Genomic DNA, 2,183 nt, shown 5'->3' on the forward strand with positions numbered 1-2,183 from the left:
CCCCCGGACTCCCTGCCTGCCCGGGCGGCCAAGCTGTTCGAGGGCCTGCCAGTACTCGGCCTGTCCGCCCGGGGAAAGACGCCGTACGAGGTTGCCCGGACGGTGGCCGACCGACTCGGCCGCTCTGCGGGCTTCAACGACCCGGGGGATCTGGCTGAATTTTTGGCTAAAGTACCCCAAGCAACACCGCAGATCATAGTCATCGATGCTATTGACGAAGCCTTCGAATCCGGCAGCCTGATGGCCGCGGTGATCCTGCCCCTGTCCGGACGCTGTCATCTGAAGGTGCTTATCGCCAGCCGCCGGCACCTAATCCCCCCGCCTGAAGTCAGGGCCCTGCTGGTCGACTTGGACGCCTCCGACTACCGGGACCCGCAAGCCCTGACCGAATATACCCGCCAGTTACTGCTCGCCGCCCACGAGCCCGAGGTGTTCACTCCCTACCGGGACGCTTCGGAAGAGGTCACCGCAGCGGTTGCGCATGCTATCGCCGTCCGCGCTACCGCGGCGGAATCCTCCAGTGGGCAGGCGGAATCGTTCCTGCTCGCCCGGCTGCTTGCCCATTCCGTCCGCGGCCGGGACCAGGCTGCCCACCCGACCGCTCCCGGCTGGGCGGACCGCCTGCCAGCCGATGTAGGCCAAGCTTTCGACGAGGACCTGGCCCGCCTGGGATGGCGGGAACGCACCGCCCGTACGCTGCTCGCCGCGCTGGCTTGGGCCAAAGGCCCCGGCATGCCCTGGGAAAACATCTGGGTCCCCGTTGCCCAGTCGCTTGGCACGGACGTCGGCCCCGAGACGGCAAAACCTGAGGATTCCGACGTGCGGTGGCTGCTGGACAATGCCGGCGGCTACATCGTCGAAGACCTCGGTCCCGGCCAGCGGTCCGCCTTCCGGCCCTTCCACGATCTGCTCGCCGCCCATCTGCGCGCCGAACCCGGCCGGGACACACTGGTGGCCGACGCCGCCACGGCCGAGGCCTGGCAGGCACACAGGCAGCAAGTCGAAGCCGCCATCACCCGGGCCCTCCTGGGCACCATCCCCGCTAGCTCCGACGGACACCGGAATTGGGAACTTGCACACCCCTATCTCCGCACCTACCTGGCACGGCACGCCCACGCCGCGGGACCTGGCACATTCGCCCGGCTGGCGGCCGATCCGGACTACCTGGCCGTCGCTGAACCTGCCACCCTCACTCCCCTGCTCACTACCCTCGACCCCGCGCTGCGTCCGACCGCCCGGGCCTACAGGAGGGCCCGCCCACTGCTCCACAACAATGCCAACGATAATGCCGCCTACCTCCAGGAAGCCCTCATCGCTAAGACCGGCCTTCCACCCTTTAGACAGGGCATCAGCCCCACGTACCGGACCATGATGGCCCATATGAGCCAGGACGACAGCCTGCTCACGCTCACCGGCCACACCCACTCCGTGGACTCGGTTGCGTTCGGTAAAGCGCCAGACGGCCGCCTACTCTTGGCCTCCGGGAGCTACGACCACACTGTGCAGGTCTGGGACCCAGTCACCGGCACCCCGGTCGGCGGTCCCCTTAGAGGCCACACCGGCCCGGTAGGCTCGGTGATGTTCGGAACAGGACCGGACGGCCACCTGCTTTTGGCCTCTGGGAGCGACGACGAGACGGTCAGGCTTTGGGACCCGCTCACCGGCACCCCGGTCGGAGTCGCACTCGAAGGCCACACAAGCCAGGTGGAATCGGTGGCGTTTGGCACCGCGCCAGACGGCAGGTTCCTTCTGGCCTCCACAGACGCTGTCAACGAGGTTTGGCTGTGGGACCCCTCCACCTGCTCCCCGGCCGATGGGCCCCTCACCTTCGATGACTCATGGAATTGGGCAGCACTCGGGACGGGTCCGCATGACCGTMTGSTCCTTATTTTCGGCGCCTATGACGACACGGTGTGGCTGTGGGACCCCGTTACTGGGGAGCAGGTAGGTGATCCCCTCACCGACTTTGACCACGACGTTGTATCGGTGGCGTTCGGTACCGCGCAGGACGGCCGCTTGCTCCTAGCGTCCGCCGGCGGCAACGCACGTACGGTTCAAGTCTGGGATCCGTCTACCCGATCCGCTGTAGCCGCGCCTCTCACTGGCCACACAGGTCACGTAAGATCCGTTGTGTTCGGCGTCGGACCGGATGGCCGCCTGGTCTTGGCCTCAGCCAGCTGGGA

General features: G+C 67.0%; 1 protein-coding gene. It reads left to right on the forward strand.

Annotated elements, in window-relative coordinates:
• Positions 1-2,183, forward strand: a 2,183-nt coding sequence (locus AC1DEY_RS22970) for a WD40 repeat domain-containing protein (RefSeq protein WP_476870013.1), incomplete at both ends; no start/stop codon positions are given.

The sequence above is a fragment of the Arthrobacter sp. 05T47 genome (genome assembly GCF_056395825.1).